Here is a 26,241-nt window from a genome sequence, read left to right as displayed (position 1 = left end):
TCAAATTAACCCTGTTGCCAGCGGACTGTATGTGTCCTTACTCAAGTATGTCCTTTTTTATTGCTCTTACGAGCAATGTTTGTGTGTCTTTATGTCGGTTTTTGTTTATTGCGACTGTCTTTTAGTCTGCATTGTGCTGATATTGTTGAATATTGATATTGAATATGAATTATCTGTATGAATGTGTTATTTGGCTCTGATACGATATTTGTCTCCGTCTGGAAAAATAATCTGCTGTAAAACATGTGTTTTGAGGGTAAAAAGACTCTGAAAAGAGATCTCTTCGACCGAATTTAACAAAAATTTTCTCTTAAATAAATCCCCAATTCATTTAAAATGAAAAAAATCTCGTTTTAAACGAACTTGCAATTTATTTAAAACGGTGATTTGAATTTGGCTTTGATGAATTAAGTGTTAAATATTGTATAGCAAGTCCCTCTGCTTTGGTTGTCTTGCGTAATGTGGCTGATATGAAAATGTTTATAAATGGATCAATATGATAGATTATTGATGCTAAATGCATCAAATTGAAAAAGAGGGTATGGGGATTCATTTATTATATACTTGTCGTAATACATCCCGAATGATGACTGACATCTACTAGTCAATCTATATTATCTTTTGAAACTACCATAGGGTAATCTGGGGGTAGGATTGATTATTGCGAGCGTTGTTGTTATTAATATTTTCTCAAAAACCGTATCGCATTAAAGTGAAATAGATAATATGTAACCGTTAATTATGTTTGAAATTTATATATTGAAAATTTTTAGAGGGAAGAATGACCTTATCTGGCGTAACCTGTTTACCTATGCGAAGAAACCTTGATTATCTCTGTTTATATGAATTGGTGTGATAGTTGTAAGATGATTTAAGTTCTGAAAGAACTCTGTTTTTTCTTCGCAAATATATTGAAATATTTATTTAATCGTGATATAATTATGTAAAAATATCATATTCTAATTCAATTTTAACAGATAATGCTGATGTGTGCGTAAAAATCACTATAAAAGAGTTAGAAATTTCATACTACATCTTACTATTTTTTACTCACTGAAATAAAAACCAGTTTTTGAATGGAAATACGAGAATGGGGTGACAGAGTTCTTTCAGAACTTATATAAATAATGACAAGCAAATGACTATGAAAAGTGCGCCCAGTTCTATTGTCTGAGAGTGAATGTTTCTACTTACCTGTAAGACTGCCGCCCTTTTTATAAAAGATGTATTCTTTAAATTATAACTTTATGCTGAAAAAAACTAAGTTAGTAAGTCTAATTTTGCTATCGGGGGCCTTAGCTGTTCCTGTTGGTGCTTTTGCTGAGATTGCACCTGAAAAGCAAAGTGTTAGCGTTCCCCAACAAAGCGGGAAAGTTAGTGGTGTGGTAGAAGATGCCTTAGGTCCTATTACCGGAGCTACTGTACTAGTGAAAGGAACTACAAATGGAAATGTTACCGATATGGATGGTAACTTTACATTGGAAAATGTGAAAAAGGGTGATATCATTCAGGTTTCCTACATTGGATTTGTTACGCAGGAAATCACCTATACGGGGCAAACAGCCTTGAAGATTGTACTGAAAGAAGATTCCAAAGCCTTGGATGAAGTGGTGGTGGTTGGTTATGCTACTGTGAAAAAAGCCAATTTGACGGGGGCTGTATCCGCCATTGATAGTAAAGTATTGGAAGATCGTCCTATCGTCAATCTGGGACAAGGTTTGCAGGGGGCCATTCCTAACTTGAATGTGACGACCAGTGGCCGCCCGGGTACAGGTTCTTCTTTCAACATTCGTGGTACGACGGCATTAAGTGGTAGTAGCCCGTTGGTCTTGGTGGATGGTGTGGAAATGGATCCGAACTTGATTAATCCTCAGGACGTAAAATCAGTTTCTGTATTGAAGGATGCCGCTTCTGCTGCTATTTACGGAACACGTGCCGCTTACGGTGTTGTACTTATCACGACTAAAGGAGGCCGCAAAGATCAGCCAACGCAGGTTTCTTTTGATGCATCCGTTTCTTTTAACGGTCCGACTACCCGTCCTACTTATATGAATTCCATGGAGTGGGTGAACTGGATGAATACGGCAGAATATAACACCTCCGGCCGTGCGCTTTATTCAGAGTTTGATGAAGAATTTATGGAACATGTTCAGGCATATTATAATGATCCTGTTAATAATTCTCCTGTTTATGTTTCTTCAAATCCGAATTTGAGTAAAAACGGTACCCGTTATTCCTATTGTGGTAATACAGACTGGATGGAAGAGATGTATAAAAAGACTTATCCGGTACAAAATTATGGTGTGAATATCAGTGGTGGTACAAAAAAAGCTACTTATTATACCTCTTTGGGATATCTGAATCAAGGCTCTTTATTGAAATACGGAAATGAAGATTTCAAGAAGTTTAATATCATGAATAACATTAATTATGATGTTAATGACTGGTTGCACTTATCAATGAAGACGACTTATAACCGTACGAGCTTGTCGGGGTTGAATCAGGACAAGACGCATGGTGATAACTTTATGGGAGGCGATACGCGTCCGATCATGCCGGTGAAGCATCCGGATGGGAACTGGGCAGGTCAGGGTAATTTTACCAATTTCCCGGCAGTTCTTTCCAATGGTAGTCGTAAAACGGATAAGAATGACTTTTGGAATACGGTTGCATTGAAATTAACGCCGATCGAAGGTATGAATGTGAATATGGATTATACGTTTAATTATTATGCCGAGCATAATAAATTTCATATGAAATCATTTAATGAATACGGTGCGGACGGACAATTCCTTCAGATATTTACCTGGACAAATCCGAATTCTGTAGCCGAATCGCAAAGTAATGATACGTATAATGCATTCAACTTCTTCGGGGATTATGAAAAGACATTGGGACAGCATTATTTCAAAGTGATGCTCGGTTATAATCAGGAAAGTAAACATACACGTAGTTTTAGTGCCAGTCGCGAAAGTCTGATAGCGAATGATATACCTTCGATGAATGCTGCTACCGGAGAAAAATATGTGAGTAATGGCGAAGGTTCCTGGGCTACCCGTAGTGGTTTCTTCCGTGTGAACTATACATTTGCCGATCGCTATTTGATGGAATTTAACGGGCGTTATGACCTTTCATCCAAATTCCCGAAACATGACCGTTCCGCTTTTAATCCCTCTTTTTCTGTGGGATGGAAATTGTCAGAAGAAGCCTGGTTTAAAAGTATGACTAATAGTTTCTTTGATGAATTGAAGTTAAGAGGCTCCTATGGTAGTTTGGGTAACCAGGCATTGGATAACGGATGGTATGCATATTTATCCAATTATGGAACCGGACAGATCGGTTGGATTATGGGGAGCAACCAGCCGCAGGCAGTTGGACCGGGCGGTCTGGTGAGTCAGTCTATTACCTGGGAAACTGTTACCCAATGGAATATTGGTCTTGATTTCAATATGGTAAACAGCCGCTTAAAGGGTGCATTCGACTATTATCAGAGACGTACGTCTGATATTCTTTCTGCAGGCAAAATCTTACCGGGTGTTTTAGGTGCCAACGAACCTTTGGAAAATGCAGCAGAGTCACTGACGAAAGGTTGGGAATTCGAAATAAGCTGGAATGATCAGTTACCTAATGGTATACATTATAATATCGGTTTCAACTTGTCTGATTATCAGAGTGAAGTAACAAAGTTTGACAATATAGAAAGAAGTTTGAGCAACTCTTATGTAGGTCAAAAACAGGGTGAGATATGGGGATATGAAACAGCAGGATTGTTCCAGAGTCCGGATGAAATAGCCGATGCACCTACTCAGGATAAAGTATCTGGTGGTATTCAATTGATACCGGGGGATATCCGTTTTGCTGATCTGGATGGTAACGGAGTGATCGATTGGGGTGACAACACTGTTGATAATCCTGGTGATAAAAAGATAATCGGTAACTCGACTCCACGTTTCCATTATGGTATTAACCTGGGAGCAGACTGGAAAGGTGTGGACTTCTCCGTATTTTTCCAAGGGGTGGCTAAGCGCGATATAATGATGCCGGGACTACCTTTCCGTAATGGTTATTCCAGCGAATGGAATGTCCCTTCCGGTTATAATACGGATTATTGGTCAAAAGACAATACGGGTGCTTTATTCCCCGTTCCCCGCTTTAATGGCGGTTCGGCTATAGGGCAGAACCAGACTCGTTATTTGTTGAATGCAGCTTATTGTCGTTTGAAATCTTTGAGTATCGGTTATACGTTGCCGAAAGAATTTACATCGAAGTTTTCTATTGAAAAATTACGTGTTTATTTTACAGGAGAAAATCTCTTTACCATTTCAAATACTCCTGAAGGATTCGATCCGGAATTGGATGACCCCTATAAGTATCCGATGCAACGCGCTTGCTCTTTCGGTTTAAATCTAACTTTCTAAAAATAAAGGATTATGAAACAAATAATAGTATATATCGGAGTGGCAGCCGTGCTCTCATTAACGGCGTGTAACGACTCATTTCTGGAACGTTCTCCGCAGAGTATCAATGATAAAACGTTCTGGAATACACCGAGTGACCTGGAAGCTTATGTGAATAATTTTTATAGTTGGCTGCCTAGTGGCGTGACTTCTATTGCTGACGGGGAAAGTGACGACCAGGTACCTAACGGTATAAGCCAGTACTTCTGGGGACAGTATACCACACCTACACCTGAAGCATCTTCCTGGTGTAATTGGAGTAAAGGTGCATGGGAGCCGATTCGTCTGACTAATTATTTTATGACACATTATAAGACAGTAGTCGGTTCTGAAGCGGATATAAATAAATATGTGGGTGAAAATCGATTTTTCAGGGCTCTGCAATATGCCGGTTTGATGAGAACTTTTGGTGATCTTCCCTGGGTCGATAAAGAACTGGGTACTGATTCTCCGGAATTATATGATGCGAAACTCAAACGGTATGAGATAATGGATAAAATCATAGAAGACTTTGATTTTGCCATTCAATGGTTACCCGAAAAACCGGCTGCCGGACGTATCGGTAAAGATGTGGCCCGTCATTTAAAAGCCAGGACTTGTTTGCATGAAGCTACTTATTACAGATATCATACTGAGCTGGGATGGCAGGACAAGGCTGAACGTCTTTTGAAGTTAGCAGCCGACGAAACCGATGCGATTATTAACAGCGGACGGTATGAAATTTATAATACGGGAAAACCGGAAAAAGATTATTATGAAATGTTCGTCATGGAAGATAAGACTAATCTTAAGGAAGCAATCCTTCCGGTAACTTATTTGGATGGAAAAAGAAAACATGGTATGAGCCGTACTTTATGGGAAGCTAATACCGGTTTTTCCAAGGATTTCATGGAAGGCTATTTGTGTAAGGATGGAAAGCCTATCTCGTTAAGTTCTTATTATAAAGGAGATGACAATATGCGTAACGAAACGGCAGATCGGGATCCCCGTTTGAAACAAACTGTTCTGACTTGGGATTTTCCGACTCGTGTAACCGTGTCAACAAATGACAGTACGTTTATAACGGAGGAATCTAAGTTTATCGATCAATATTGCTATACCGGCTATAAGTCTATCAAATATTTTATTCCGACTGATAAAGCATTTGAAGCGAATAATAATACGTACGATGGAATAGCTTATCGTTATGCTGAAACTTTGTTGATAAATGCTGAGGCTAAAGCTGAATTGGGAACAATCTCACAGGCTGATCTTGATAAAACGATTAATGTGCTGCGTGACCGTGTTGGTATGCCTCATTTGACAACAAATGTTGGTTTTACCGATCCGAACTGGACAAAGTGGGGATACGAACTTTCCCCGCTATTGCAGGAAATTCGTCGTGAACGCCGTGTTGAACTGGCCGGTGAAGGACGCCGTTGGGATGACCTGATGCGCTGGAAAGCTGGAAAGATTTGTGATAACATAAAAACCTATGTAGGTAAACGCCAGCCGGAAAAAGAGGGTAAATATGCAATTGTATATCCTAATTATACGAATGAAGATTATTCTTATGAAGCCGGCAAGAGCCGTACATGGGATGATCGTCTATATTTGCGTCCGATTCCTACAGCAGAACTACAGCGAAATCCGAATTTGCTTCCTCAAAATCCGGGATGGGATAAATAATAGTAAAAGGGGCTGTATCATGCAGCCCCTTTTTGTCTCTTTTAAATCATGAAAATACTATGAATGCAAGTAATATATTAATTGTTGGCCTTTGTGCTTGTACATTCTTGTCTTGTAAAGACGCGGAACCACCAGCTCCTATTTTGCCTGTTCCGACTCAGGAACAAGTTGCCTGGCAGAAAATGGAAAACTATGCTTTTGTACATTTCGGACTGAATACGTTCAACGATCTGGAATGGGGCTATGGGAATACGCCTGCCGGAACATTCAATCCGACTGACCTGGATTGCGAACAGTGGGTGCGTGTCATTAAGGCGGCCGGACTGAAAGGGGTGATACTGACAGCCAAACATCATGACGGTTTCTGTCTGTGGCCTACAAAAACGGTCGATTATAATATTTCAAATTCTCCCTATAAAGACGGAAAAGGCGATATGGTCCGTGAACTATCGGATGCCTGTAAGAAATACGGACTGAAATTCGGCCTTTATCTCTCTCCCTGGGATCGTCATAATGCCGAGTACGGACGGGAAGGTTATCAGAAAACTTATCATGAACAGATCAACGAACTGATTTCCAATTATGGTCCGCTGTTCGAATTCTGGTTCGACGGGGCAAATGGCGGAAACGGATGGTACGGCGGTGCCGACGAAAGCCGTTCCATTAACCCGAAAGAATATTACGGCTATGAGACGGCCCGCGAAATGATTAAATCCAAGCATCCGGATGCCATGATCTTTGGTGGAACCGTTCCGGATATCCGCTGGATCGGTAATGAGTCGGGCTGGGCGGGCGAAACGAACTGGTCTGCTTATTCATACGATAAAGAAGAACATTACAGCCAGGCCCAGTGGGGAATGAAAGACGGTGATAAATGGCTGCCGGGAGAATGCGATGTCTCTATCCGTCCGGGATGGTTTTATCATCATCGCGAAGACCATCAGGTTCGTACCGTTCCTAATCTGGTGGATCTTTATTATCGTAGTGTCGGTCATAATGCCAATTTCCTGTTAAATTTCCCGGTCGCTTTGAGCGGACAGATTCATCCGGTCGATTCGGCACGTGCTGTCGACTGGTATCACACCATCACGGCAGATTTGAAAGATAATTTACTGAAAGATATCAAACCGAAAGCCAGTGAAACTCGTAGTGGAACGTATAAAGCTGGCAATGTAACAGATGGTAACTGGGATTCTTATTGGGCTACCTCTGATGGCGTGACAACCGGGACGTTGACATTCCCGTTACCTGCCGGAACATCTCTGAACCGTGTGCTGATACAGGAATATATCCCGTTGGGGCAACGTGTTTGTGCTTTTACGTTGGAAGTAGAGAAAGACGGGAAATGGATGCCTGTTGAAACAGCCGATACGCTTTCGACGATCGGGTATAAACGTATCGTTCGTTTTAAAACAACTCCGGCGGATGCCCTCCGTATAAGTTTTACAGAATCGAAAGGTCCGTTGTGTATTAATAATGTGGAGGCTTTCCTGGCCCCTCCGTTGTTGGAACAACCCTATATTATGCGTAATGCCCAAAACGAAGTACGCATCGGAACAGAAAGTGAAGGTGCCGATATTTATTATACGACGGATGGAACGGAACCGACTGCCCAATCTGCAAAATATGAGACACCGTTTATATGGGATACAAAAGGAACCGTAAAAGCCATTACTTGCGATCCTCAATCGGGTAAAACGGGACCGGTCGGCATGCGATATTTCGATCTTCCGGCTACTGATTATAAAGTTGTAAACCCTGTCGATGATCGTACGTCTTTGCTCTTTGACGGGAACGGTTATTCGACTTATTATCTGCCGGAAGGTAAAAATGAGTTGGCGATTGAACTGGCTGAACCGCATGTGATCAAAGGTTTTGTTTATACTCCGAATCAAGGGCGTGATGCGAGTGGTCATATCTCCAATTATCAGCTACTGGTAGATGGTAAAATAGTTGCTTCCGGTGAATTTTCGAATATCAAAAACAATCCGATAGAACAGGAAATACATTTTAATCCTGTGAAAGGTCAAAAATTAATCTTTAAGGCAACACGAATAGTGGATAATGCTAAACGTGTTGGAATTGCTGAATTTTCTGTGCTTACAGAAGATTGAGGTATTCAACATAATTGATGGTGACAGCAAGGGCTTGTGAAGGTCCTTGCTGTTTTGCGAAACTAAGCCTCTGTCCTGAATCGGCATATGTCGTCGACCGAGACGACTGTCATCCCGTGTTTTTCTGCAAAATCAATGATTTCCGGCATGCGTGCCATTGTCCCGTCTTCATTTGTCAGTTCGCATAAAACGGCTGTGTCTCCTAGACCGGCGAGTTTCACCAGGTCTACGCTTCCTTCGGTATGGCCCCTTCGTTCTAAAACGCCGTTATCTCTGGCTTGCAGGGGGAAAACATGTCCCGGATGGGATAAGTCCTCCGGTTTGGCGTCTTGGGCAATTGCCGTTTTTATCGTTTGTATCCTGTCGGCAGCCGAGACTCCGGTGGTTACCCCTTCTTTGGCTTCTATCGAGATGGTGAATGCTGTCTGGTTCTTACTGGTGTTGTCGTCTACCATCTGATGCAAACCGAGTGATCTGCATTTTTCGGAAGTGAGGCACAGGCATACGATGCCGCTGCATTCACGGATCATCAAAGCCATGTCTTTTACTGTCATCTTTTCTGCGGAATAAATAATATCTCCTTCGTTTTCCCTGTTCTCGTCATCGACCAGCAGAATACCTTTTCCTGCCTGTAAACAGCTGATCGCCTTTTCTACACGTTCTTTGTAGTCAACACCGAAATTTTTGATCGTTTTCATTTTCAAACCCTGTAATTTAAGTAGTTGTTAAATCGTTAACATATTGCTACAGGGCAGGAGGGAATACTATATACAACATTTTTCCTGCATAATGACTATGCCGGTAGAATTGTCGTACTATCGTTATTGTCTTCTTCTCTCATCCAGACTTTAACTGTCGGTCCCGGATTTCCACCAGGTCAGTCCCCTGTTTTGCAGAGGAGTCGCGGACTGTCACCGCCGGTAGGGAGTTACACCCTGCCCCGAAGAATACTGGTCACAAAAATAGAAAGAATTAGGAAAACAAACAGGATAAACAGATTAAAAGTGCAATTCTGAAAACAATAATTATATTTGTAGAAATATTAATCAATAAAATATCATGGGACACAATTGCAGCAAATGCCCGATACGGGCGAAATTTGAAAAAAATCCACGGTCATTATTAGGTCGTTTCTGGCGTTGGCACATTGATTATTGTCCGGGTTGGAAAGCCTATTTCACGTCGTTGGATGCGGATGAGCAACAGCTATTGCGTAATAAGTATAACTTCAAAAAATATGAGTAAGATGCTCACCGATATCCGTTTGCGAAGTCAGCAATTAGTTCGTCCGGAATTTAAAGATCCCAAGGATTTGGTTTCTTGGATGGGAGCTGTCCAGGCACAAGAGTATAGAATGGTTAAGTGGGCGCTGGGAATACGGCTGAAATCAGCTACATTACAGACTATTAACGATGCGTATCAGCGGGGAGATATTCTGCGGACTCATGTGATGCGTCCCACCTGGCATCTGGTAGCGGCGGAAGATATCCGTTGGATGCTGAAGTTATCATCGCGACGGATCATAGCAGCATGCAACTCCTTTGCTAAAGGTAATGGAGTGGATATTCCTGAAAGTACCTACACCAAAGCGAATGATTTGTTTCAAAAGGTATTGGAGGGTAATAACCATCTTACAAAACAAGAATTGGAAGATGAGATTGTGAAGGCTGGTATTATGCCTGATTCTCCTAAATTAGGTTATCTTTTCACACGGGCAGAACAGGAAGGTATTATATGCAGCGGAGCAGATAGAAAAGAAAAGGCGACCTATGCTCTATTGGAAGAACGTGCCCCTAAGGTTAAAGAATTACATAAGGAGGAAGCATTGGCTTTGCTTGCGAGAAAATATTTCAGAAGCCATTCGCCGGCCAGCCTGAGTGATTTTGTCTGGTGGTCGGGCTTACCTGTGGCAGAGGCACGTCAGGCAATTGCTGCAATCGACGGTGAATTGAATAAAGAGAAATTTGCCTCGCAGGAATTGTTTCTCCATCAGCTGTGGGACAAAAAGTTCAGGGCTAGCAATGTATTACATTTTATGCCTCCTTTTGATGAATATCTTATCAGTTACAAAGATCGTACCGCTGCGATGGATAAAGAACACCATCCGAAGGCCTTTAATAATTTCGGTATATTTTATCCGGTCATTTTATATAACGGGCAGATTGTCGGTAACTGGAAAAAAGTAAAAAAGAAAGGTGGAATTTCGTTTGAAACATCCTTCTTCATCGAATGTCCGGATTTAAATAAAGAATCATTGGAAGAGGCCGGGGAGAGATATAAGGCCTTTTATAATTTTTAATTGAGAAATTTATGAAATTAACGGTATTGGTAGATAATAATACCTTACATCTGTACGAAAAAGTAGGTTACCATATCGTTTCGAAAGAAAAGATGGGAGGTCTTTCTATGATTTTGATGGAAAAGGTTATAATTCGTTGATATTTTACTGTCAGATCATGTTTCTCAAAATATTTTTATAACTTGCCGCCTGTTTATCTATGTGATGTATAAATTCTTGGAACAATGAATAACAGACCGTTTCTATTTTTAATAATCAATCTTTTCCTACTGACAATATCCATTTCCTGTAGTAAGCTGGAAAGAGAAAAAGATATGCTCGAATTGTATACAACTTCTCTCTTAATAAATCAGGAAGGAGGGGAAGAGTGCATAGATCTTATGGCGAATGGTCTGTGGGAGATTCAGGATATTCCGGATTGGATCTCGGCCAGCCCTACATCGGGCGATGGTTATGGCATGGTGACTATCAAGGTGGCAGAAAATAAAGGGGCTGAGCGAAGAAAGGCTTCTCTGCGGTTTTCCCATGGAAAAGCAACGGAGACGTTGGAAGTGGAACAATTGAGCCTGGCAGAAGCAGATCCTTTTATTGAACTGAGTCAAAATCCAGTACAAATGTTTACTGGTGCAGGGATAAAACGTATAAAGCTGACCACCAACAGACCATGGAAAATGTCTGAGAATTTCTATCGGTGGATTTCTGTCAGTCCTTCTTCAGGTGAAGGTTCTGCTGAAATAACTATCGAGGTGAAAGAAAATCGTAATCCGGGTATGAGGCATTTATACGTGTCAATTATAGGGGAAAATATGCAGAGTGATTTGCTTATCAATCAGTTTGGACTTAGTGATGTTATCCGGTTACCGTGGTTGCCTATTTTCCGTTTTAAACAAATGTCATCCAATCAGGATCTGTATTCAGTGTTGACTAACAACTTATTTATAAATCCGGCTATCCGGGATGAGATTTATGTAGGAAACCTTGTCTGTCATACAACCCAATCCAATACCAATATACCTGAATTAACTGGTTATACCTTCAATCCGATTACCGTTTCAACATCTGCTCCTGTTGCTGAAGTTATGAAAACCTATATTCCATCACCGATAGAGCAAGAAACATTTGCCCGGCAAATCGTTGGGAATATATCCACCCAAAGTGGTACTTTGGTTGAAGATAAAGGCCAGTTTGAATTTTATACTCATAAGCAGTTGCATACTGTCGGGATGGTTAACCTGGGAGTGAAGCTGGACGAAATCATGTCGGATGTTTCTTTCAAGGAAAAAGAAATGACTCGGAAGTATGGATTAATTTATTCATTCAAGCGGACCTTCTTTACGTTAGATATAGATATTCCGAAAAAGCTTATAAAGGAAGAACTGAAAGATGCAGATAAAGCAAAAGGCGCTTCGTATGTTTCTTCTGTCGGTTATGGTAGGGTCGGATTGCTGATCGTTGAATCGGACACAGATTCGCGTGATGTTAAATTAGCGATAGATAAGGTGTTGGCTGATGAACCGTTGTCTCCGGAAGAAACCAGTCTGCTTTCGACAGTGGATCTCTGCTATGTTTATTTTGATGAAGATAAGAATGTGCAGGTCCAAAAAGGGAGTCTGGATGTAGTGAATGCCTACAAAGATGGAATTAATGCGGGAGCCGATCATATTTATCCGCTCGAATTCACATTAGCAAACTACCTGGATAATTCGCCAGGTAATATCTCGTTTACTTTTAGGGCGGAAGAATAGTCTTTTATCATTTTCTAATTTTCTGCCTACCGGAGAGTTGCAGGTTGGAAAGAGATAATGGAAATCTATTGAATTTGTTTCATAGAAAAGGCTGCCGGAAAAAGTTTATCTTTGTAAGTTGTCCGATGACCGGATAAACGGATACAAACGAAATATATACGTATGTTACAAAATAGTGATGCAGAGAAGAAAGTAATCAGGAGAATTTCCGTTTTTTGCGGTTCAAGCCGTGGGACAGAGCGGATATTTGAAGAACAGGCTTACGAATTGGGAAAGACGTTGGCCGTTCAAAACATTGAATTGGTTTATGGCGGGGCCAATGTGGGATTGATGGGTACTGTTGCCAACGGAGTCATGGAAAATGGAGGCAAAGCCATCGGGGTCTTACCTGCTTTTTTGAAGAAAGTGGAGATTGCCAATTTAAATCTGACGGAACTTGTGATGGTCGATACCATGCATCAGAGGAAAGCGAAAATGAATGAACTCTCTGATGGTGTCATTGCCCTTCCGGGAGGTTTCGGTACACTCGAAGAATTTTTTGAGATGCTGACCTGGGCCCAGTTAGGTCTTCACCGGAAACCTGTGGCTCTCTTGAACGTAGACGGATTCTATGATGCCCTTCTGGCATTGGTCGATACAATGGTCGACAGAGGATTCCTCCGAAAAGAAAACAGGGAAATGCTTCTGGTCAGCGACAATATAGAAGACCTGCTGGATAAAATGAGAAAATACGAAGCCCCGTCAGTCGGTAAGTGGCTGAACAGGGCGGGACTTTTGAATAAATGATCGTTGCCGGTTTTATAATTTGATTATCTCCATATCCTCAGGGACGAAAATATTCCCGGAGAAGTTCTCCCGTGCTTCGGCCGTATATTTTTCTTTACGTGTAGCGAGGGTTTTATCGACATGCTTTTAGTTTCCTTTTCAGATACCAGGTAATGAGGGCGAGTGTTACCAATGCCACAAAAACATAGCTTATTTCTCTGCTGTATCTCTCCAGTTCTTCCAGTAACCGGTCTTCAGGAAGTATCTGTGCCAGGTAATATCCGAGCAGAACCAGGATACTGTTCCAGATGGCCGAACCGAGTGTTGTGAACAGGATGAAGGCGGGAAGCCGCATTCGTGCCAGTCCGGCAGGGATGGAAATGAACTGTCGCACGGCCGGTATTAATCTTCCGAAGAAGGTCGATATCTTGCCGTGTTTCAGGAAGAATGCCTCCACATACTCTATCTTTTGCCGGTTTATGCCGAGCAGATGGCCGAAACGGCTATCGGCAAATTTATAGACGATGGGCCTGCCGACGAAGAAGGCGAGATGGTAATTGATTAACGCCCCGATGAGCGCTCCCAAGGTTGTGAAAAGTATCACGAGGAAAATATTCATCTCACCGTTTGCCGCCTTGTAGGCGGCAGGTGTGACGATCAACTCGGATGGTAGCGGAACCAGCGAGTTTTCAAGTATCATGAGGATTAAAATCACCCAATAGCTGAGGTGCTCCAGGCACCATTGGATCAGATCTGAAAAGTCCATAGGGTATTTTATGCATTATTATCGTTGGGTACCTGAACCAGGATTTTATCTATTCTGGCTCCGTCCATATCAACAATCTCAAAGCGGAAGTTGTTCCATTCGGCTTGTTCCCCGGATTGGGGGATATGTCCCAACTGTTCCAGCAATAATCCTCCTACCGTATGATAGTTACATCTTTCATATAAATCTTCTTTATCGAAATAAGACAGGAAATCATAAAAAGAACACTGTCCGTCGACCAGCCAGCCGTCGTTGTTGCTCCGTTGGATAATCTCCGGTTCCTTCTGCGTATCGTTGATGGTGCCTAACAAGGCTTCCAGAATATCCCTGAGTGTTATAATTCCCTGGCACATACCGAATTCGTCGCATATCAGGGCGCGGCTTATTCCCTGTTCTTTCATTTCTTCAAGCACTTTATAAACACTCATGTTCTCATGAAAATAGAAAGCTGGGCGGACGATACATTCCAGATTGAAATCAGGTGTATCCAGATGGAGAACCAGGTCTTTCAGGAAGATGACTCCTTCCACGTCTCCCTTTTTCTTGCCGGTCACCGGATACATTTCATATAAGTCCTGTTCGATGGTCTTTTTCACTTGCTTCTTATCCATATCCAGGTCCAGCCAGATGATTTCATTCCGCTGTGTCATAATGGAACTGACCTTCAGGTCGCCCAGGATGAAAACACGTTCGACGATGTCCTGTTCTACTTCCTGTACTTCACCGCCTTCTTTTCCTTCCTGTACGATTGATTTGATTTCTTCTTCCGTCACCTTATTATCCGAGTCCTTTATGCCCAGCAGATTGAACATGCAGGAAGTGCTTTTCGACAGCAGCCATACAAACGGGGCGGCTGCCAGCGATAAGATATACATCGGGCGGGCAACAACTTTGGAAGCTTTTTCTGCAATACTCAAACCGATTCTTTTAGGAACAAGTTCGCCGAATATTAAGGTCAGGTAAGTGACGGCTACAACAATCAACCCCTGGGCAATGAGGGATGCGTAAAGAGGGGATACTCCCCAATTCTTCAGGATAACCGAGAAGTCGTCCGTCAAAGCTGCACCGGAATAGATACCGGTCAGGATACCAATCAGTGTGATGCCGATTTGAATGGTCGAGAGGAAACGATCTGGCTCATTTGCCAGTTTCAGGGCTAGTTTAGCCGCTTTACTGCCTTTCTTTGCGTCAGTGTTCAGGCTCGATTTGCGGGCGGAGATTAATGCGATTTCAGACATGGCAAATATGCCGTTCAATAGGATAAGTGAAATGATTATTATTATTTCGTTCATGAAAATGATACTGTTTTAGTTTATTATTTAAATGTCTTATGGGCGGGGCCGGAGGGTTTGCATACGATGGTAGTATCATAATATATGATACAAGAATATTATAATATATGAGAACGGAGTATCACAATATATGATACAGCAGTCTTATAATATATGATATTATGCTTTCGTCCGGTGAAAGAATATGGCTGTGTACTAAATAAGGAATGTGCAGAACAAGGAATGTATCTGCCGTGGGGCAGGCCTGTTGTTAACGGGGGTATAGTAATTAATATGAACCAGCTGTGTGAACAGGTCGGGAAGCGGTACGGAACAAACCGGAATCAGAGGATGAACGGGGCGGTTCCCGTTGCGGTAAAACAATTCGTCCGTATTACCCGGCTCATCGGTATCTTCCGCCTGGTTGGAAATTTCCGTCTGGTCTGCTGTCTGTGTATCGTAATTGGGCACAACGTATCCGAATACATCGAGTAACACCAGGAATAACATGATGATACAGATTGCCCGTGCTTTGACAGTATAAATCGTATGTTGCGTAAATGCCATGCAATAATGTACAGCTAATTTGGGTACGAAAATACATATTCGTCTGTTCGGTACATAGTATTCAACGCGTTTTTGTGTTACTTTAACGAATTTGCTTTAACATCCATCTATTTGAGTATCTTTCTTATGTGAGAATAAAAAAAGTGCAAACCCCATGCAGTCTTTTCCATATTAGCGCATCATAGTTATATGATGTTGTGGGACATGGACAGAGAGGACTTTGTAGATTTGTGCAAAAAAGGTGACGAGCAGGCATTAAACCAGCTTTATAAAACTTACTCGGGAAAGATGATGAAGATATGCCTTCGTTATGTGCCCGACAGACAAATTGCACAAGACCTGCTGCATGACGGTTTCATTGTTATCTTTACTTCCATTGGCTCATTGCGTAATCCGGAGAGGCTGGAAAGCTGGATGGGAGTCGTGATGAAGAATATCGCACTTCATTATCTCAGTCAAAACAACATGGTTAATACTATCCCTTTGTCTGAAATGTCTGAAGAAGATGAACCGGCGGAAAGTCCTTTCATGGCTGATTTGGTATCGTATGACCGATTGATGGAATTGGTGGAAGGGCTTCCTGATGGTTATTCAAAGGTGTTCAAACTGGCGGTACTTGAAGGGTTACCTCATAAAGAGATAGGTGACTTGTTGCATATAGCTCCTCATTCATCATCTTCGCAATTGTATCGTGCGAAAGCGTTGCTGAGAAAAATGATTGTCGATTGTCGCCTGGTTATTATAATATTGCTGCTGCTTCTTGTCCCGCTGTTCTACAATTATCTGCCCTGGAAAAAGAAACAACAAAGCCATCAGCCTAAGATGGCGATGCGTCAGCCGAAAGCTGAAAAAAGGAAGGAAGACAGGCAGACCGATTCCCTGGAACAGAAGGTTTGTCCCGGTACGGGAGAACGTTCGCAATTGCCAGGACTGATTAGTGCGCCACCGCTGGCGGACGCAGGAAAAGTTCCGCCTATCTTACCTGTCGGAAATATTACGATAAGTGTGCCACCTGTCAATAAACCGTTGTTTGTTTCTGATTTGCCAAGTGCGACTATCTCCGGTTTGTGTCCGGAAGGAAACTTTGTCTCCGTGCAACGTAAAAAGAAAGCAGGAGTTTGGAAGTTTATGCTGGCAGGTTCGTTGGGTCCACAACTGGCTCAGAATATATACAAACTGATTGCTACTCCCCATTCTGACAGTGGAGTAGGGGCTGATCTTCCTCAGCAGGTAAGTACCTGGGAGGATTATTACACTTACCTGAACACCCGTTATCAGGAAGGTACTTTGGGCGATTCAGTTACGATAATAAATATCGCAAAAAACAATCAGGGAGATATTGTAGAAAGTCAACATCACTATTCTCCTGTTACCATTGGGCTTTCGGCAAACAAAAAACTAAACGAACGCTGGAGCCTTGAAACGGGATTGCAATACACCTTCCTGAAATCCGACTTTACTACAGGTAATGATTTCCGTATTCAGGAAACACAAAGAATCCATTATATAGGAATTCCTTTCCGTGTCTCTTATTGCTGGGGTAATTTCAGGAATTTCTCGCTTTACTCGACAGCCGGTATGCAACTTGATATTCCGTTAAAAGGGACACTTCAAACTTCTCATATAACGGACAGTATACCTATGAGCATGGGGCGTCAGTCATTGAATGTACCTCTACAATGGTCGATTAATGCCAGTACAGGTGTACAATATCATTTCACTCCCCGCATCAGTCTCTATATAGAGCCTACTGTCAATTATTATATTCCTGACGGAAGCGGGTTGCGTACTATCCGGAAAGAGCACCCGGTGACATTCACGGTTCCTGTCGGTTTGCGTTTCAGTTGGTAGGGAAAAACAATAAGTTTCAATAAAATGATTTAACCACGCAGTCTTTTGCCTGAAAGAATATCATACTTATAGATATTTAAAAACAGAAAAGAGATGCAGGAACGACATATCAACCGTGACCGTTATTTTGAAGAACAGGCACAGACAACCCGGAAATATTATATTCCGTATATAAAGCGAATAGTTGGCGACCTTCCGGAGAAAGTTTTGGAAGTGGGATGTGGCGAAGGAGGTAATCTGCTTCCTTTTGCCGAGTCGGGTTGTGAAATAGTCGGAGTGGACATTGCCCCTCTGCGGATAAAACAAGCCCGGGCATTCTTCGCCCAAAGGAATCAAACAGGAACCTTTATTGCTTCTGATATTTTTCGGTTAAAAGACCTGGAAAAACATTTCCCTCTAATCCTGATACACGATGTAATTGAACATATCGAAACCAAATCCAAGTTCCTATCCGGTATGAAAAGTTATCTGTCGGCTGGCGGGGTCATTTTTATTGCCTTCCCTGCTTGGCAGATGCCGTTCGGAGGGCATCAGCAGATAGCAAGGGGCAGGGTTGTTTCCCATCTTCCTTTCATACATTTGCTTCCACGGACTTTATATAAATGGATACTGGATACAGGCGGTGAAGAAGAAGATACAATAAAGGAGTTGCTGAGTATTAAAGAAACGAAATGCACCATTGAAATGTTCCGGAATCTTGTAAAACAGACGGGATATCAGATTGTTGACCAGCAATTATTTTTTATAAATCCGCATTATGAGGTTAAGTTCGGATTATCACCACGAAAGCTGGGTAGAGTTCTTTCTTCCGTTCCGTATCTGAGAAACTTCTTTAGTACAAGCTGCTTTTATTTGTTGAAGAAAGGGGATGAATAATTCAGATCTGTCAATGACCGGGGAATGTCATGCGGAACACTGTTCCTTCTCCGGGTTCTGAGTTCACAAGAAGTTCTCCGCCATGGAGTTGCATAATGCGCCGGGATAGTGGCAACCCTATTCCGCTTCCTTCTTTTTTGGTGGAATAAAAGGGAATGAAGATATCTTCCAGTCGGTTTGCCGGAATGCCTTCCCCGTTATCAGTTATCTGTATGAATGAAGAAGTGGCTTTTTTCCCTGCCTCAATCCTAATCTGTGGTTCCGGGGTATTGGTTGTGGCCTGTAAGGCGTTGCGGATAAGATTAATGAGTGCCAGTGTTATTAAGTTTTGATCCAGTAGGATTTCTATGTTTTCCGGTGAAATATAGCGAATGTTTTCACTGCCTTGTTCCGAACTCAATAACCGTTCAAGCTTGTCGAACAAAGAACTGATTTGAACTTTTGCTTTGACCGGGTCAGGGAGATGGGTTAACCGGTGATAGGCATTCAGGAAAATATTTAGTTGCTGCACTTGCTGGTTAATGGTTTGCAACCCGTCGATTGTCCCTTCTTTACCATATTCATCATTATATTTGATCAGGTCGGCCGACAAGGAGGCTATCGGTGTAATGGAGTTTCTGATTTCATGTGTCAATACCCGAATGATACTCTCGTAATAGAATCGCCGTTCCTCTAATTCGGTATGATTGTTTTCAAATTGTGTGATAATCCGGTTCATCTCCCGGAATAACCCGTTCAGGAATTTATCGTCCCCTTTTTCTGTGAAGTGGGCGTTGAAATCGTTGTTATTGATTGCGCTGAAGAAGCTTTCCAGCTGGCGGTTTGTCTTGTCCATTTTCCTTATCAGCATAATAGCCAAAGCTATAATCATACAGATACAGACAAAAGCAAAAAAAAGAGAAGTCCGGCTGATTAAAAGCCAGGCACCTATGAGTGAGAATAACACGATTCCTGTTATTCCTCCGATAATGATCCGGTGTAATCTGCGATTCAACATATCCTTTGTCACAAAAGTACAATTTAAACCGACAAGGTAAATGTAAAGTGGTCTGCTTTTAATTGGATGTATGGTTTTTTAGTAATCAAATCCCGGAATTGTCTAAAATTTAGACGATTTCATCTTGTTGTTACAAAGGAATGCTATTTTTGTTGTCAGGCAGACAGAGACTGATTAGTTTTGGCCCAAAACAGAAATATCATGGGGAACATATCATTCAATCTTATATTTCGGAGTTGGTTGCGTAATAAAACATTTACTGTAATCTCTATCCTCAGCCTGGCAGTCGGTATCGCCTGTACCAATTTGCTGGCCGCTTTCGTTATCCATGAGTATAATATAGAACAGGAGAATCCGAATAAGGATAGGATGGTAGTGGTTAAACAAACTATTTCGGGGGCAGGAATGACTGCCTTTAATACGGTCTCACGGGATATCACTTCCCAGTTACTCGAGCGTGTCCCGGAATTGGATAAAGCGTGCCGGGTGCATCCTTATTTCATGGTTACCTATTGTAAAGCCGGAGAGAATTTTTTCAAAGACATCAAAGTAATAGAGTCGGATAGTGCTTTCCTTTCATTCTTTCCTCAGAAAATTGTAAGGGGGAGTTTTGCGGATGCCCAGGTGGGGCCGGATCGGATCGTCCTGACAGAATCTTTTTCAAAACGTTTGTTCGGAGAGAGTGACCCGATAGGACAAACGGTTCAGATGCTATTCGGCCCTGGTGATTTCGGGGATGAAAAAGGTTTATTGGCGTTTACTGTTTCTGCTGTGGTAAAAGATAATAGCCAGGCGGCTTTCGGCTTTGATGCTTTATTCTTTGGCGATCCCTCTTCCGGATTAAACTTCTTTCTGCTGAAAAAGAATGTCTCCGTTCCCGACTTACAGGCTAAAACAGGGCGTTTGGTTCTTCAGAGAAGTGATGGTCAGGATTTTGAGAATGAACTCCTCACTATTCAACAGGCTTGTTTTGATACGGTAACGCTCCCGTCATCGTTGAAGAAACCAAATACGACATTACTGTTTATCGCTCTTTTTTCTGCTATTCTGATATTGGTCATAGCTTGTTTCAATTATGTTAATCTAAGCTTTTCACGTGTATTCAAACAGTTATATTCCCTGCATATACAGAAACTGATGGGGGCAGGAAGCGGACAATTGAGCATGCAATTATTTGCTGATACATTTATGACTGTTGGTTTCGGTTTCCTGATTGCACAACTGATACAATTCGATCTGCTGGGGATAATGAATCGCATCATGTCTATTCAGGTTTCGGTTAATTTTCTGTATAGTAGTCAGATGCTGCCGGTTACATTCGGGTTTATTCTTTTATTGGCGTGTATTCCTGCTTTGTATATGAGCCGGCGTTTACCGGAAATGTCGATTTCCCGGTATAACAATTTCTACCGGGGAAAAGCAAAAGGACGTATCATAACCTCGCTGGCTATCGTTCAGTTCGTTATTTCATTTATTCTGATAATCGGTAATATTTCCGTACGGCGGCAAATCTCACTTTTATATGATAAAGCAGAAAATTATAAAGGTATTTATATTTTCTCAGTCGGAGATAACAAGACATCTATGTTACGACTTAAAGAAAATATCGGTTCTCTTTCGGGCATACAGGCGGTGGCATTAAGCAATCCCATATATGAATGGCCTCTCGGTGAGTTTTCGCCGGATGGTACATATGAATCTTATACTTCAGAGGATGGTGATGAAGAAATAATGGAAGTTATGGGCTATAAGCTATTGAAAGGTCTGCCCTGGAAAGAAGCGATAGAAAGGTATCCGCATCCGGTTTATCTGAACCGTACCTGGGCTCAGAGCCTGTTTCCGGATGGAGAACTGCCTGTCGGGAATCTTATAAAAGAATACGAACCCCGGTTGAAGGACCGTCCTCCTTTTGGTGATGATCATGTTATTGCCGGGATTGTTGAAGATTATTTTAAGCTATATATTTCTAATAGCCTTGAAACGCCTGTCGATAAAGGTATTATTGGCTTTGCCAGGGATGGAACTGATTTAAAAGTCCGCATAGCTCCCGGAAATGCTTCGGTTATCAAACAAATTTATAAGGAATGGGATCAGCTTTATCCTGGGAATTACCTTGAACATGAGAGCTTGTATGACAAAGTGCTGGGAAATAATAAGAAACTTTTCGAATTGTCCGATTTATTGATGATGTATTCAGTTATCAGTATTCTGCTCACCTGTTTTGGGCTTTTTGGTATGGCGCTGTACGCTATCGAACAACGCACAAAAGAGATCGGAATCCGAAAGGTGAACGGATCGACTACCTGGCAGATTATAAAACTGCTCAATCGTCAGTTTATTATATGGATTGGGATTGCTTTCGTTGTTGCTGTCCCTATAACCTGGTGGTTGCTTAATCAATGGATGCAAAGTTTTGTTTATCGGGCGAGTTTTAGCGTCTGGACATATATTATGTCTCTATTAATTGTTGTCGGTATAACGTTATTAACTGTTAGTTGGCATAGCTTTAAGGCAGCCTCCGGAAATCCGGTTAGAGCGTTGAGGAATGAGTAAAAAGCAGCTTTGCCGGGCACAGCACTTGAAATCCTTCTTAATAAAAAGTATATTACTTTCTAGATATCAGGAAATAAGTATATTTGTAATCTATAAACTAAATTCATAAAGAAAACATGAATATAAAGACTTTGTTCAAAATACTGTTGCTATTTTTTTCGGCTATAGGATTTGGTAGTTGCGGAAGTGATGATGATGAGAAAAAAGAAATATACCCTCTATCGTTTGAAAAAGAGTATTACGAAGTTCCATTATTAGGAAATCAATCTATATCCATTAGAGGTGGCAACAGGAATTATTCTGTAACTGTTGAAAAAACAGAGATCTTGGATGTGTCTGTGGATTTGTCAAGTTCGATAGATATGGGAAATTTAGTTATCACCCCGAAGCAAAAAGGAGAAACCACCGTTACCATAAAAGACAATATTGTTAATGAGGAGGTTGGATTGAAAATAAAAGTAACAGACTCTTATTTGGCTTATGCGATAAAAAATAGCAATCATCCGGCACTTTCACAGGGAACATTAGTCTATTTGATAAATAATGAAGCAAAAGATTGTTATTTCTTCCGAAACACAGGTTCTGGAACAGGAGCCACTAATACCCTGATAGCAAAAGGAACATACGAATTCTCAGTCAAGATAGAATATGGTATAGGTAACTCATCAAATACGTATGGTATACCTTATTTAACATTAAATTATGGTTCGGACATAAATGGGAATTTTACTGATGCTGCTATAGCACACACTCCTCACAGTCTGAGATTTGAACTTCTTGACGGAGAAACAAGTAGCAATACTGTCATCAATATGATACAAGTTTGTTTAGGTGTGGATTGGAAAGCTCTTGTACATGAAACTCTTAGCAGAAGTGTGGGTATAGAAGAACCAATTTTAAAAACCACGATAGATGATACAAATTATACGATAGTGGGAGTACTTAATACCACACCAGCAATTCCCGAAAATATCTTGGAATAGACACAAAAAGATGTTCAAAATGTTTTTAGCACTATGAATAAGTGATAAGTGTACGGGATTTAAATATCAATATTGACCTGAAAGAAGCACAACAGAAGTCTTTAATATTTTTTTAGCGGCTGATAGGTGTATTATGTGCGATCGATGTCAAAGCTTTTTTAAAAGAAAAGAGAATGGTTTTCTATAATTGTAATTTGTTTTATGAAACGACAAAAAGACAGACGAATAGGGCATATGCAAATATTATGATAGAAAATGTCACTGAATAAGAACGTGCTTATTTTTCAATCAGTCATTCTGGAAGAGGTGTATATACATTTATTAACGTGATGGGCGTTTTATATCAACTTTTTATTTTGCTATAAACAAACATGAACTTCGTTTAAAACGAGATTTTTTTCATTTTAAACGAGATGTCTTTTTATTGTAGTAGAAATTTATTGCAAATATTTGTTAATTTACGATGGCGCAAGATGTCAATCGGTACTTTTAAGAGAGGGAATTATATGTTTTAAAGCAATTTTTATTTCCAGAGCAACCATTTATCCAGATAAGCGATAAATGTCAAAATACCAACAATAATAGATATATATGCGGTATATTGCCCAAAACCATAAGCAATACATATCATTACGCTAAAAATATGACATAAATCAGAACAAAGACAGCAGAGGAAGCCTCGCGAGAATTCCATAAAAATGAATCGACATTCCACCCCACTGTATAGCTTATCCTCCATATACATAAAATATCATTTTGATAATCAAATAAAATTATGGGAACTTTCCAAATCTACCTATCAGATAACTGGAATTTTTTATCTTTTTGATATTGCTGTGATTTGTTATGGAACTTATTACTTGCAAGGTTAATGTCATGAAGAGAAAAAGATATTAATTTTGTCTTATTGGAAACAGACTAACCTGAGGCCATACACAAAAAATATAATTTAAAGAACAGAATGAATACAGATTACAAGGTGGGCGATTTGATTTATGACGCAAGTATTTATGATGGATTAAATACCTTCCTATCCGATTTGCAGTTTTACAAAAAGTGGCTGCCGAAAAATAGGGATGCTAAAATACTTGAACTTTGTTGTGGAACAGGCAGACTTACGCTTCCAATTGCAAAGGATGGATACAATATTTGTGGAGTCGATTACACTTCATCCATGCTTGAACAAGCAAAGGCAAAAGCTTCTGAAGCAGGAGTAGAGATTACTTTCATTAAAGCGGATATTAGAACGTTAGATTTGCGCGAAAAATTTGACTTTATTTTTATTCCATTTAATTCAATTCATCATTTATATAAGAATGAAGATTTATTTGAGGTATTTAATGTCGTTAAAAATCTTCTTAAAGACGGAGGTTTATTCCTGTTAGATTGCTTTAACCCTAATATTCAATATATTGTTGAAGGTGAAAAGGAACAACAGGAAATTGCAGCATATACAACTGATGATGGGAGGGAAGTCTTGATAAAGCAGACAATGCGTTATGAAAACGCAACTCAAATTAACCGCATAGAATGGCATTACTTTATAAATGGTGAGTTTCATTCAATTCAAAATCTGGATATGAGATTGTTTTTTCCTCAGGAATTGGATTCATATCTGGAATGGGCTGGATTTAAGATTATTCATAAGTTTGGAGGCTTTGAAGAAGAAACATTTGGCGATAATTCGGAAAAACAGATATACGTATTAGCATTTGATAAGTGATGTAGTCAATTTAGGCTCATGCCGAAGTCTGATCCTAATCCAGTATTGCCCCTGGCGTTGCCCTTAAAATAAAAAGTCCTGACTATCTATAGATAATCAGGAACTTAATTTAAAGTAGTGTACCCAGACCCGGTACAAGCCATAGAAATCATAGGAAAACAAAAGAATTTATCTTCCTTATTATCAATTACTTGAATATTTCCTATTTTCTCTATTTTTGCCATATTTTGCCCATTTTCCGTTATTCAGTACACTTTTAGTACACTTTGAAATATCATTTTCTTTTGTACCTTTGCAATATCGGAAAACAAAAGAAAATCAACTATTTAGCGTAATCACCCGGTTATGGTACCTAAATCGGGATAAAACCTCTAAACAATGGCAAAGTTAGAAAATAAAACGAAAGAAAACCCCAAGTTAGAGCAAAACAAGCTCTCGGATGGTAGAATTAGCCTTTACTTAGAGTATTATTTAGGTAGAGAGGAAAAGCCCGTATTAGATGAAAACGGCAATCAAGTGTACTATGATAGTGGAAAGATGCAAGGTAAGCCCAAGTTTGCAGTAAAGCACAACAGGCGAAAAGAAAACCTTAGTCTGTATCTGATAGATAAGCCCCGTACCCCTGCAGAACGTCAGCAGAACAAAGAAACGTTGGAGCTTGCCACAAAGATACGTGCGGAGCGTGAGCAGGAATTTAAAGAAAGTATGTTAGGCTATCGGTTGAAAAAAGATAGAACGGTCAATTTCTTAGACTATTTCCAAGCCTATATCAACAGTTATACCAAGAAAGATATTCGCATGGTACAAATTGCGCTTAGCCGTTTTAAGGACTTCTTAAAAGAGCAATACTCCATGAATGAGTTTAGTATCAAACCGGAACTTATCACCAAAGAAATGATGGAGCAGTTTGTAGCCTATTTGCAATCCCGAAGTGTTGGTGAGGGTGCTAAAAGCATTTACCAGCGTTTCAAGAAAGTTATTCGATATGCGATTGACCACGATGTAATGTTGAAAGACCCATGTAAAAGTGTTACCTGTAAAGTGGATAGCCAAATGCTTCGAAAAGATGTTCTTTCTCCCGAAGAAATACAAAAGTTGGCGGCTTGCCATTATGACAACGAAAACCCGAATGTCAGACGGGCTTTTATCTTCTGTTTATACAGTGGTTTGCGTTTCTGTGATGTAAAAGACCTTACCTACAAAAATGTAGATTACGCTAATCGGTTATTAAAGTTTGAGCAAAGCAAGACAAAGGGACATTCAGCCAGTAGTGGTGTGGTTATTCCCCTGAATGATGGTCTATTGTCTATCATTGGTGAAGCTCCGGCAGATAAAAACTGTTCAATATTCGATTTGCCTACTTACGAAAGCTGCTGTAAGTCAGTAAAGCGTTGGGTAAAGAGAGCCGGAATAGACAAACATATAAGCTGGCATTGTGCCCGACATTCGTTTGCCGTGAACATTCTGAATAATGGGGCAAATATCAAAACCGTAGCCAGCCTTTTAGGGCATAGCGGATTGAAGCATACGGAGAAGTACACCCGTGCGGTGGATAAATTGAAAGAGGAAGCAATAAACAGCTTGCCCGAGCTAAAGTTTTAACCAT

19 protein-coding genes and 1 riboswitch are annotated in these 26,241 nt (G+C 40.7%); of the genes, 14 read left to right on the top strand and 5 right to left on the bottom strand.

Features of this window, described 5'->3' with window-relative positions:
- Positions 1 to 1,247: 1,247 nt before the first annotated feature.
- Genes DWW91_RS03330 through DWW91_RS03320 form a run of 3 tightly spaced genes read left to right on the top strand, consistent with a single transcriptional unit; the run spans position 1,248 to position 8,239 of the window.
- A complete protein-coding gene (locus DWW91_RS03330) occupies positions 1,248 to 4,418 on the top strand; it encodes a TonB-dependent receptor (RefSeq protein ID WP_122327078.1) in 3,171 nt (1,056 codons plus the stop codon).
- Positions 4,419 to 4,430: 12 nt separating this feature from the next.
- The gene (locus tag DWW91_RS03325; protein ID WP_122326938.1) at positions 4,431 to 6,125 is read left to right on the top strand and encodes a RagB/SusD family nutrient uptake outer membrane protein; all 1,695 of its coding nucleotides are present in this window, start codon (positions 4,431 to 4,433) and stop codon (positions 6,123 to 6,125) included.
- Between the two features lie 59 nt (positions 6,126 to 6,184).
- Positions 6,185 to 8,239, top strand: coding sequence for an alpha-L-fucosidase (locus DWW91_RS03320; protein ID WP_122326937.1), 2,055 nt, complete (start codon positions 6,185 to 6,187; stop codon positions 8,237 to 8,239).
- Positions 8,240 to 8,301: 62 nt separating this feature from the next.
- Here the strand turns inward: DWW91_RS03320 and ribB are convergent, their stop codons facing one another.
- Entirely contained in the window at positions 8,302 to 8,937 is a 636-nt protein-coding gene (ribB, locus tag DWW91_RS03315; protein WP_009860077.1) for a 3,4-dihydroxy-2-butanone-4-phosphate synthase, read from the bottom strand.
- Positions 8,938 to 9,064: 127 nt separating this feature from the next.
- Positions 9,065 to 9,191: riboswitch (FMN riboswitch) on the bottom strand.
- Between the two features lie 107 nt (positions 9,192 to 9,298).
- Here ribB and DWW91_RS03310 point away from each other — a divergent pair.
- The 5 genes from DWW91_RS03310 (at position 9,299) to DWW91_RS03295 (ending at position 13,069) form a co-directional block, all read left to right on the top strand.
- Entirely contained in the window at positions 9,299 to 9,484 is a 186-nt protein-coding gene (locus tag DWW91_RS03310; RefSeq protein WP_010800915.1) for a hypothetical protein, read from the top strand.
- Between the two features lies 1 nt (position 9,485).
- Entirely contained in the window at positions 9,486 to 10,538 is a 1,053-nt protein-coding gene (locus DWW91_RS03305; protein ID WP_233584405.1) for a winged helix DNA-binding domain-containing protein, read from the top strand.
- A gap of 11 nt (positions 10,539 to 10,549) precedes the next feature.
- Entirely contained in the window at positions 10,550 to 10,678 is a 129-nt protein-coding gene (locus DWW91_RS28290) for a hypothetical protein (protein ID WP_255420015.1), read from the top strand.
- Between the two features lie 84 nt (positions 10,679 to 10,762).
- A complete protein-coding gene (locus tag DWW91_RS03300) occupies positions 10,763 to 12,283 on the top strand; it encodes a BACON domain-containing protein (protein ID WP_122326935.1) in 1,521 nt (506 codons plus the stop codon).
- 162 nt (positions 12,284 to 12,445) lie between these two features.
- Positions 12,446 to 13,069, top strand: a complete 624-nt coding sequence (locus tag DWW91_RS03295; RefSeq protein ID WP_010800910.1) for a TIGR00730 family Rossman fold protein — start codon at positions 12,446 to 12,448, stop codon at positions 13,067 to 13,069.
- A 112-nt stretch (positions 13,070 to 13,181) separates the two neighbouring features.
- Here the strand turns inward: DWW91_RS03295 and DWW91_RS03285 are convergent, their stop codons facing one another.
- The 3 genes from DWW91_RS03285 to DWW91_RS03275 form a co-directional block, all read right to left on the bottom strand.
- The gene (locus tag DWW91_RS03285; RefSeq protein ID WP_122326934.1) at positions 13,182 to 13,814 is read right to left on the bottom strand and encodes a DedA family protein; all 633 of its coding nucleotides are present in this window, start codon (positions 13,812 to 13,814) and stop codon (positions 13,182 to 13,184) included.
- 8 nt (positions 13,815 to 13,822) lie between these two features.
- Positions 13,823 to 15,106, bottom strand: a complete 1,284-nt coding sequence (locus DWW91_RS03280; RefSeq protein ID WP_122326933.1) for a hemolysin family protein — start codon at positions 15,104 to 15,106, stop codon at positions 13,823 to 13,825.
- Positions 15,107 to 15,301: 195 nt separating this feature from the next.
- Entirely contained in the window at positions 15,302 to 15,652 is a 351-nt protein-coding gene (locus tag DWW91_RS03275; protein ID WP_228100050.1) for a hypothetical protein, read from the bottom strand.
- Between the two features lie 204 nt (positions 15,653 to 15,856).
- On the opposite strand from DWW91_RS03275, the gene DWW91_RS03270 reads away from it, so the two are divergent.
- Together DWW91_RS03270 and DWW91_RS03265 are read left to right on the top strand one after the other, a co-directional pair.
- A complete protein-coding gene (locus DWW91_RS03270) occupies positions 15,857 to 17,503 on the top strand; it encodes a sigma-70 family RNA polymerase sigma factor (protein WP_199722546.1) in 1,647 nt (548 codons plus the stop codon).
- Positions 17,504 to 17,596: 93 nt separating this feature from the next.
- Positions 17,597 to 18,379 carry a bifunctional 2-polyprenyl-6-hydroxyphenol methylase/3-demethylubiquinol 3-O-methyltransferase UbiG gene (locus DWW91_RS03265; protein ID WP_122326931.1) on the top strand — a complete coding sequence of 261 codons (783 nt, stop codon included), beginning with the start codon at positions 17,597 to 17,599 and terminating at the stop codon, positions 18,377 to 18,379.
- Positions 18,380 to 18,389: 10 nt separating this feature from the next.
- Here DWW91_RS03265 and DWW91_RS03260 read toward each other — a convergent pair whose 3' ends face one another.
- Complete coding sequence (locus DWW91_RS03260; protein ID WP_010800904.1) at positions 18,390 to 19,376, bottom strand: PAS domain-containing sensor histidine kinase; 987 nt, start codon at positions 19,374 to 19,376, stop codon at positions 18,390 to 18,392.
- A 201-nt stretch (positions 19,377 to 19,577) separates the two neighbouring features.
- On the opposite strand from DWW91_RS03260, the gene DWW91_RS03255 reads away from it, so the two are divergent.
- The 4 genes from DWW91_RS03255 (at position 19,578) to DWW91_RS03240 (ending at position 26,237) form a co-directional block, all read left to right on the top strand.
- Positions 19,578 to 21,929 (top strand): FtsX-like permease family protein, encoded by a 2,352-nt coding sequence (locus DWW91_RS03255; RefSeq protein ID WP_122326930.1) that lies wholly within the window; start codon positions 19,578 to 19,580, stop codon positions 21,927 to 21,929.
- Positions 21,930 to 22,045: 116 nt separating this feature from the next.
- A complete protein-coding gene (locus DWW91_RS03250) occupies positions 22,046 to 22,912 on the top strand; it encodes a hypothetical protein (RefSeq protein WP_122326929.1) in 867 nt (288 codons plus the stop codon).
- Positions 22,913 to 23,873: 961 nt separating this feature from the next.
- Positions 23,874 to 24,635 carry a class I SAM-dependent methyltransferase gene (locus DWW91_RS03245; RefSeq protein ID WP_122326928.1) on the top strand — a complete coding sequence of 254 codons (762 nt, stop codon included), beginning with the start codon at positions 23,874 to 23,876 and terminating at the stop codon, positions 24,633 to 24,635.
- A 378-nt stretch (positions 24,636 to 25,013) separates the two neighbouring features.
- Positions 25,014 to 26,237, top strand: coding sequence for a site-specific integrase (locus DWW91_RS03240; RefSeq protein ID WP_122326927.1), 1,224 nt, complete (start codon positions 25,014 to 25,016; stop codon positions 26,235 to 26,237).
- The last annotated feature ends 4 nt before the right edge of the window (positions 26,238 to 26,241 follow it).

Source organism: Parabacteroides sp. AF17-3, assembly GCF_003635445.1.
GTDB classification, from domain to species: domain Bacteria; phylum Bacteroidota; class Bacteroidia; order Bacteroidales; family Tannerellaceae; genus Parabacteroides; species Parabacteroides goldsteinii.
Note: the sequence above shows the minus strand (reverse complement) of the source record. Positions and strands in the feature narration are given on the sequence as shown.

Bases quoted from the DNA above. Each gene is read 5' to 3' on its own strand.
- DWW91_RS03265 (WP_122326931.1), top strand. From the start codon at position 17,597: ATGCAGGAACGACATATCAACCGTGACCGTTATTTTGAAGAACAGGCA.
- DWW91_RS03295 (WP_010800910.1), top strand. From the start codon at position 12,446: ATGTTACAAAATAGTGATGCAGAGAAGAAAGTAATCAGGAGAATTTCC.
- DWW91_RS03285 (WP_122326934.1), bottom strand. From the start codon at position 13,814: ATGGACTTTTCAGATCTGATCCAATGGTGCCTGGAGCACCTCAGCTAT.
- DWW91_RS03250 (WP_122326929.1), top strand. From the start codon at position 22,046: ATGAATATAAAGACTTTGTTCAAAATACTGTTGCTATTTTTTTCGGCT.
- DWW91_RS03255 (WP_122326930.1), top strand. From the start codon at position 19,578: ATGGGGAACATATCATTCAATCTTATATTTCGGAGTTGGTTGCGTAAT.
- DWW91_RS03280 (WP_122326933.1), bottom strand. From the start codon at position 15,106: ATGAACGAAATAATAATAATCATTTCACTTATCCTATTGAACGGCATA.
- DWW91_RS03260 (WP_010800904.1), bottom strand. From the start codon at position 19,376: ATGTTGAATCGCAGATTACACCGGATCATTATCGGAGGAATAACAGGA.
- DWW91_RS03320 (WP_122326937.1), top strand. From the start codon at position 6,185: ATGAATGCAAGTAATATATTAATTGTTGGCCTTTGTGCTTGTACATTC.
- DWW91_RS28290 (WP_255420015.1), top strand. From the start codon at position 10,550: ATGAAATTAACGGTATTGGTAGATAATAATACCTTACATCTGTACGAA.
- DWW91_RS03240 (WP_122326927.1), top strand. From the start codon at position 25,014: ATGGCAAAGTTAGAAAATAAAACGAAAGAAAACCCCAAGTTAGAGCAA.
- DWW91_RS03325 (WP_122326938.1), top strand. From the start codon at position 4,431: ATGAAACAAATAATAGTATATATCGGAGTGGCAGCCGTGCTCTCATTA.
- DWW91_RS03275 (WP_228100050.1), bottom strand. From the start codon at position 15,652: ATGGCATTTACGCAACATACGATTTATACTGTCAAAGCACGGGCAATC.
- DWW91_RS03245 (WP_122326928.1), top strand. From the start codon at position 23,874: ATGAATACAGATTACAAGGTGGGCGATTTGATTTATGACGCAAGTATT.
- DWW91_RS03300 (WP_122326935.1), top strand. From the start codon at position 10,763: ATGAATAACAGACCGTTTCTATTTTTAATAATCAATCTTTTCCTACTG.
- ribB (WP_009860077.1), bottom strand. From the start codon at position 8,937: ATGAAAACGATCAAAAATTTCGGTGTTGACTACAAAGAACGTGTAGAA.
- DWW91_RS03310 (WP_010800915.1), top strand. From the start codon at position 9,299: ATGGGACACAATTGCAGCAAATGCCCGATACGGGCGAAATTTGAAAAA.
- DWW91_RS03270 (WP_199722546.1), top strand. From the start codon at position 15,857: ATGGACAGAGAGGACTTTGTAGATTTGTGCAAAAAAGGTGACGAGCAG.
- DWW91_RS03305 (WP_233584405.1), top strand. From the start codon at position 9,486: ATGCTCACCGATATCCGTTTGCGAAGTCAGCAATTAGTTCGTCCGGAA.
- DWW91_RS03330 (WP_122327078.1), top strand. From the start codon at position 1,248: ATGCTGAAAAAAACTAAGTTAGTAAGTCTAATTTTGCTATCGGGGGCC.